The sequence below is a fragment of the Streptomyces sp. NPDC058157 genome, from assembly GCF_042884105.1.
Classification (GTDB): Bacteria; Actinomycetota; Actinomycetes; order Streptomycetales; family Streptomycetaceae; genus Streptomyces.
In genome coordinates this window covers 1-7,072 of record NZ_JBHVUQ010000286.1, presented here as the reverse complement: position 1 = coordinate 7,072, position 7,072 = coordinate 1, and the positions used below count along the sequence as shown (strand labels likewise).

General features: G+C 73.8%; 5 protein-coding genes. 3 read left to right on the top strand and 2 right to left on the bottom strand.

Annotated elements, in window-relative coordinates; all coding sequences use genetic code 11:
- Positions 1 to 94: 94 nt before the first annotated feature.
- Both ACFVXK_RS35755 and ACFVXK_RS35750 read right to left on the bottom strand, forming a co-directional pair.
- Positions 95 to 2,800, bottom strand: a complete 2,706-nt coding sequence (locus tag ACFVXK_RS35755; protein ID WP_389620635.1) for a hypothetical protein — start codon at positions 2,798 to 2,800, stop codon at positions 95 to 97.
- Positions 2,801 to 2,959: 159 nt separating this feature from the next.
- Positions 2,960 to 4,522, bottom strand: coding sequence for a serine/threonine-protein kinase (locus ACFVXK_RS35750; protein ID WP_389620633.1), 1,563 nt, complete (start codon positions 4,520 to 4,522; stop codon positions 2,960 to 2,962).
- A 195-nt stretch (positions 4,523 to 4,717) separates the two neighbouring features.
- On the opposite strand from ACFVXK_RS35750, the gene ACFVXK_RS35745 reads away from it, so the two are divergent.
- From ACFVXK_RS35745 to ACFVXK_RS35735, 3 genes are all read left to right on the top strand, one after another.
- Entirely contained in the window at positions 4,718 to 5,116 is a 399-nt protein-coding gene (locus tag ACFVXK_RS35745) for a hypothetical protein (protein ID WP_389620631.1), read from the top strand.
- A 125-nt stretch (positions 5,117 to 5,241) separates the two neighbouring features.
- Positions 5,242 to 6,714, top strand: a complete 1,473-nt coding sequence (locus tag ACFVXK_RS35740) for a CehA/McbA family metallohydrolase (protein ID WP_389620629.1) — start codon at positions 5,242 to 5,244, stop codon at positions 6,712 to 6,714.
- A 135-nt stretch (positions 6,715 to 6,849) separates the two neighbouring features.
- Positions 6,850 to 7,072, top strand: a 223-nt coding sequence (locus ACFVXK_RS35735; RefSeq protein WP_389620626.1) for a hypothetical protein, incomplete at its 3' end; no start/stop codon positions are given.

Below are 7,072 nucleotides of genomic sequence, written 5' to 3'. Positions count from 1 at the left end.
CGTCCACGTCAGCTTCACCTCGGCGACCGTTCCGGCCTGCGGCGGGCGGCCGAGGACGTCGGCCGCGGCGAAGGTGAGGCGGGTCGTGGCCATCTCAGAGCTGCATCCCGGTCTTCGGGTCGTAGCGGACCTCGGTGGCGACGATCTGATCGGTCGGCATGACCTCGATCCACTGGTCGAAGACCTGGAAGGGCTCGGTGCCGTCCGCCTCGAACCCGTCGCCGAGCGGATCGAAGCCGCGCTCGTAGACCTTGTCGGTGGGCAGGTAGTTCACGGGCGTGCCGTCCGGGAGCCGGTCGCTGACCTTCGCCCGCGACTTCTGCCAGTCCCCGCCGACCACGACGGCCAGATAGCGGATGGCGTCGTGCACCGTGAGTGCCTCGGGCGGCAGGTCGCGGTAACGGGCGGAGAGCGCCGGGTCCTTCCACGGGTACCGCTTGAGCACCAGCAGCATCCGGCCGCGTTCGCCCGGCACCGACTCGGCGTACAGCGAGTCGAGTCCGTCGGTGCCCTCCACGCCCGCGTTGGTCAGCCAGTCCAGCGCCTCGAACTCGTGCCCCTGGCGGATCGGGACCACGGCCTTGACCCAGGGGGCGTTGAGGAAGGCGTTGCGCAGGTTGTCGCCGTCGAGCTGGAGCAGCCAGCCCAGGGAACTCCCCAGCCTGGCGGGCCGGGAGCCGGCGGTGATGTAGTAGTTCGCGCCGCTGTCGCCGGTGCGGCCCCAGCCGACGACGGTGCTCTTCTCGAACTCCTTCTCCGTGGTCCCCGACCCGTCGAAGCCGAGCTTCTCCTTCACCGCGAGCTTGTTGGGCACCCACCACTCGGGGGCCACGAAGTACAGCATCCGGTCGACGTCGAAGAACGTCTGGACCAGCTCGGCCATGACGTGCTGGGTCTGGCTGCTGATCCCGGACAGGCCCTTCCCCTTGAACAGCTGGCGGATCAGGCTGCGGTACACGACGATCTGCTCCTCGCCCCGCAGGTCCTCGAAGCGGCGGGGGCTGATGCCCGCGGCGAGCTCGACCCGTTCCTGGGCCGCCTTGAAGAACGCCTCCTTCGCCAGCCGCTCCTTCTCCTGGTCGACCTCCTTCAGGCGCTCGGCGTTGACCTTGTTCACCTGTTCCACGTAGGCCGGGGTGGGGCCGTAGTTGACGGTGAAGCGGTAGGGGAACATCTCGCCGTCGTCCCCGCTGTGTCCGGCGATCCGCAGCCTCAGCCGGTTGCTGCCCTCCGCGAACTGGCTGATCTTCAGGGCGGCGACGTTGCTGCTCAGCCACTGCACGTTGGTGTGGCTCTTGTACTCGTACCCGTACTTCGGATAGAGCAGCAGGTCCGCCAGCGCGTCGTCGAAGTAGTCGTCGTCCGGCCCCTTGTACGTGCCTTCGACGGTCTCCTGGTACTGCTCCGGCATCGGGACGAGCTGGGCGGGCTGGACCTGGCCCTGCGGGGGCTGCGCGACGTGGACCAGCTCGGCGACCCCGAGTTCGTCGCCCGGCCGGTCGATGTAGGTCTGCCAGCACAGCTGGGTGCCGATCTCCTGGACCTGGACCCCCACCTGGCGCATCTTGCGCCGCAGTTCGTAGTTGACGAGCTTGTCGGTGGTGTTCTGCAGGAGGTACCTCTTGCTGGAGGTGTCGGTGGTCTCCACGACCGTCTTGAAGGTCGACTTGAAGCTGCGCTTGATCTCCGTGGACAGCTTGATCGTCTGCTGGCGCAGCTGCTTGTGGGTCTGCTCCTTGGCGGTCTTGCGCGCGTCCGCCGAGTCGTAGCTCGTACGGGCGGTGGCCTGGGTGTTGAACACCCCGAGCTTGCCGCTGGTGCTCGCCTCCAGGCTCACCCCGAACTTGCTGCTGCTCTGGTTCTCCTCGCTGACCGAGGCCGACAGTTCGTCCTCGGACCGGCTCTCCTGCTCGCTGCGCCGGGTCTCCTCGTCGGAGGCCTCCGTGGTCCGTTCGGTGAGGGTGCGGCGCGTGGAGACCTCGATCAGCTCGACCGAGGAGCCGGGGCTGAGCCAGACGTGCTGGACCGGGGGGCCGAGGAAGGAGTCGAACTCGAAGAAGTACTGGCGGAAGAGGTGGACGACGCCGAGCGGGGACAGCGACGCCCCGGGCAGTCCGGCGGTGGCGGCGGCGGCCGCGCCCCGTGCTCCCGGCGACACGGGGGGCCCGCCGCCCAGCAGACCCGCCAGGGCGTCGACCTCCGGCACGTCCACCCGGTGGGAGCCCGTCGCTAACATCGCGTGCAGCACGTCGTAGCGGCCGGCGGCCTGCAGGTTCTTCAGCGCCCCCGCGACGCGGGACTCCTGGGCCGCGGCCAGGGCCGTGGAGTCGGCGGCCACCGCCTGCGGGCCGTCGGACGCGGCGTGGACGATGACACCGCCCTGGGCGATCTTCTCCTCCGCGAAGCGCAGCAGGGCCGCGAGCCCGTCGGGTCCCGGGCCCACGAGCCGGTCCCAGACGGCCGGATCGGTGAGGTCCGCCTTCTTGATCCGGGCCAGGAGCTCCCGGGTGACCAGCGAGTCGAGGGTTGCGGGCAGGGCGGAGGCGACCGAGGGCACCGGGGCGCCCGGCTCGATCGTCAGGGCGGGCGCGGCGGCCGCGGCGGAGCCCGCGGTCACCGTGTAGGACGGCCGCATGGTCTCGGTGAGCGCCGCCGCGAGCGAGCGGCGCATGGCCGGTCCCGTGGTGCCGAAGCGCTCGGCGAGCCGGGCCGAACGCCACCCGAGGAGCGGCTGGTAGACCCCGTACAGCTCGGAGGCGTACGGCAGGGACCCCTGGAACTTCGCGAAGTTGACCTTCATCTGCTGACTCCCGCCTCCCCGACGCGGCCGCACGCCCGACCCCTTCCCAGGCTCCCGGTCCGGGCGGTCCGCGCCCAGACCGGACAGGGGGATCCACGGCTCAAACCACCTGGCCGAGTGAAGGGGTGACCTGCAGAAAGGATCCCCGGCGGGCCCGGCTCAGGCCTTCGCGATCCGGAGCACCGACGCGATCAGCAGGAAGGGCGAGGCCGCCGCCCCGATGACGGCCACCGGCAGGGCCACCCACATGAGGGGGTGGGTCCCGGCCTGGGACGGCATGTCCTCCTGCACGATCACGGCCCATGCCACGTGCAGGGCCGTGCCAGCCAGAAGGGCGATCCAGTACAGGCCGATCCCGGCCGACCACAGCCGGACCCGGCCGGCCGGCACCGTCATCAGCCGCTGCCGGTAGACGTGCAGCCACACCATCGCGCCCAGGAGCAGGAGGGCGACGGGGAAGCGCCACCAGCCGTCGTGCACGGCCCATTCGTGCGCGGCGCTCGGCCGCTCGGATTCGGACGGGAACCGTGCCGCCCGGTCCAGCAGGTCGAACCCCCCGACGAGCAGGGCGAGGACCGGGACCAGGAAGAACAGCCCGTAGAGGGGCCTGCCGAGCCCCGTGATCAGGGACCTGACGGCCTCCTCCCGCCGGGCGGCCGCGTCCGACGACGCGGCACGGGCGCGGGCCGGAGCTACCGGTGGCCGACCGGGCAGGACCGCCGTGGGCGGCGCGTTCCGCGGGGGCGGCGGGGCGATGGTGGTCAGCCCCTCCGTACCGGACGCCGAAACGGACACGGCCCCGGCCGCGGCCTCCCGTACGGGGCGCTCCTCCTCGGGCTCCTCCGCCTCCGCGTTGAGCAGTTCCTCCGCCTTCTGCGCGATGGCGGCGACCACGGGCGGCGGCAGCCACGGGCCCGTGCCCGCCCGGGCCCCGGCCGCGGCGACCAGCTCCGCGACCGCGGGCCGGTCCGCGGGCCGCTTGGCCAGGCACCGCCGGGCCAGTTCCCCGAACGGCCCCCCGACCCCGTCGAGGTCGGGTTCGTGGTGCACGAGCCGGTACAGCAGCTCGGCCACCGACCCGCCGCCGAACGGGCCCCGCCCGGTCGCCGCGAAGGCCAGCACCGCTCCCAGGGAGAACACGTCCGCCTCCGGGCCGGCGGTCCGGCCCTCCGCCTGCTCCGGCGACATGTAGCCGGGCGAACCCACCACCAGACCGGTCCCGGTCAGCACCGTCTCGTCGGCGGACCGGGCGATGCCGAAGTCGATGAGCAGCGGTCCCGCCTGGGAGAGCAGCACGTTGGACGGTTTGACGTCCCGGTGCACCAGCCCCGCCCCGTGCACCCCCGCCAGCGCCTGCGCGAGTCCGGAGAGCAGCCGCCACAGGGCCTCCTCGGGCAGCGGCCCGTGAGCGATGACGGCGTCGGAGAGGGCGGGCCCCGGAACGTACGCCGTGGCGAGCCAGGGCACCTCCGCCTCCGGGTCGGCGTCCAGGACCGGCACCGTCCCCGCGCCCCCGAGCGACCGGGCGGCCCTGACCTCCCGGGCGAAGCGCCGGCGGAACCCCGCGTCGCCGGCGATCTGCGCGTGCACCACCTTGAGGGCGACCGTCCGGCCGCCCGGCGACCTGCCGAGGTAGACGCGGCCCATACCGCCCTCGCCCAGTCGGTACAGCAGCCGGTACGCGCCCACGCGGCGCGGATCGGTCGCGGTCAACGGCTGCATGCCACACCCCCGTGAGACTTCGTCCCCTCGTCGCCCGCGCGACGCGCGTCCCGTGGGCGCCAGTCAGCATGGCACACGGAAGGCAGCCCGGGGCCTCACCCGTTCGGCTCAGCATGCCGGCGCCCGCGGCCCGGCGGCTGGTTAGCCTCGAAGGCGCGAGGGGGGATCCCTGCCCAGCCCCAGACGGGAGCCACCGTGAACCCCACCCTGCGTGCCCTTGCCACCGCCACCCTCACCGCGACGCTGCTGGCGGGCACCGCCGCGACCTCGTACGCCGCCGCGTCACCGTCCCCCAAGGCCAGCGCGAGCACGAGCGCCGAACAGCCGAGCCTGACCATCACCGTCGACAAGACGGAAGTGAAGGCCGGGGAGAAGGTACACGTCACCGGCCGCACCAAGGGCCTGAAAATAGGTAGCAAGGTGGTCCTTCAGCACAAGAAGGACGGGAAGTGGACCACCCTCAAGGCCGAGACCATCGTCAAGAACGGCAGCAGCTACGCCCTGGACGGCAAGCTGAACACCAAGGGCCGGGAGGAGCTGCGGGTGCTGTCGGGCGACGTCTTCTCGCCCAGCACCACCGTCACGGTGCGCTGACGCACGACTCCGGCGGAGCCCCGGGTGCGCCGGGGCTCCGTCCGGCACCGGCCACACCGGCCGCCCCCCGGCCGCACGCCCGCGCGTTCACGCCGGATTCACCTCCCCCCGCGATCCTGGGCCCCATGGCCCTCAGCAGACGAGCACTCCTGGCACAGGCAGCCGCGTCGGCCACCGCCGTCGCCGCCCCCTCCCCACCGGCGGCGGAACCCGAGCCGGCCACGACCACCACCACCCTGCGCGGCACCCTCGCGCCCGGTGCCCCGGACTTCGTGTACGTCCCCTTCGCCCTCCCCCCGGACGTACGCGAGTTACGCGTCTCCTACCGCTACGACAGACCGCCCACCCCGCCGGGCACCCCCGGCAACGCCCTCGACATCGGCCTGTTCGACCAGCGCGGCACCGCGCTCGGCGGCCGCGGCTTCCGCGGCTGGTCCGGCGGCGCCCGCGGCGAGTTCTTCCTGCGCGCGGACGAAGCCACCCCCGGCTACCTGCCGGGGCCGCTGGAACGCGGCCGGTGGCACATCGCGCTCGGCCCCTACACGGTGGCCCCCCAGGGCCTGTCCTACGAGATCACCGTCACCTTCGTCCACGGCGAACCGGCACCCCCCGCCCCCCTGACGTACCCGCCCGAGCGCCTCCCCGGACGCGGCCGGGCCTGGTACCGCGGGGACTGCCACGTCCACTCCGTGCACTCCGACGGCCGCCGCACCCCCACCGAGATCATCGCCCTCGCCCGCGCCGCCGGCCTGGACTTCGTCAACACCTCCGAGCACAACACCCACAGCTCCCACACCGCCTGGACGGGCGCCGCCGCCGCGGGTCTGCTCGTCCTCACCGGCGAGGAGATCACCACCCGCACCGGCCACGTCCTCGCCGTGGGCACCGACCCGGGCACCTTCGTCGACTGGCGCTACCGGGCCCGGGACGGCCGCTTCGCGCGCTTCGCCCGCGCCGTCCGGCAGGCGGGAGGCCTCGTCGTCCCCGCCCACCCGCACGCCACCTGCATCGGCTGCGCCTGGAAGTTCGGCTTCGGCGAGGCCGACGCCGTCGAGGTCTGGAACGGTCCCTGGACGGCCGACGACGAGGTGTCCCTGGCCTCCTGGGACGCCACCCTCTGCGCCGCGGACGGCGACCGCTGGCTGCCCGCCCTGGCCCACAGCGACCACCACCGCGACCCCGACCGCGTCGGCGGACCCCAGACCGTCGTCCTGGCCGACGACCTGTCCCGCACCGCGATCCTGGCGGGGCTGCGCGCCGGACGGGCCTACGCCGCCGAATCCTCCGCCGTCTCCGTGGACTTCACCGCCGTCACCGCCCGCGGGGCCCACGCGGGCATCGGGGAGACGCTGGCGCCGGCCGACGCGGACACGGAGGTCCTCGTACGGCTGTCGGTGACCGGCGCCGAGGGCTGCGAGCTGCGCCTGGTCACGGACCAGGGGCTGGTCCTCACCGTGCCCGCGGCGACCTCCGCGCAGTGGCGCACCACCCCCGCCCGCACCGCCTACGTCCGTGCCGAGGTCCGCCGCCCCGCCCAGGCGCCGCCCCTCCCGGGGCCGCCGGCCGCCTTCACCAACCCGATCTGGCTGCGCTCTTGACGGTCGCCGGCCGGATGCCGTGCCCCCCGCCCGGGAGCACCGCCGGCGCCGGGGATCCGCCGATGCGGCCACGGCGCCGGCCGGGGCCGTGTCGGACCCGGCGCGCGGGGCGACGGGCGTGGTTGGCTGGGCCCGGTGGCCGGGGCGGCCGGCTCCGGCCCGGCGGAGGAGACGGCGGCGGTGGACCTCACGCGCAGACGGTTGCTGAACGCCCTGTCGTGCGCGGGCGTCCCCCCGGTCCTGCGGGGGCGGGCCGCCGCCGGCGGTCAGGGGAGGCAGTGGGTGCCGGACGGCGCCGCCGCGTGCGCACGGCTGCTGGCCAACCTGACCGAGCTGCTCGCGGGCACGGCCGAGTCCG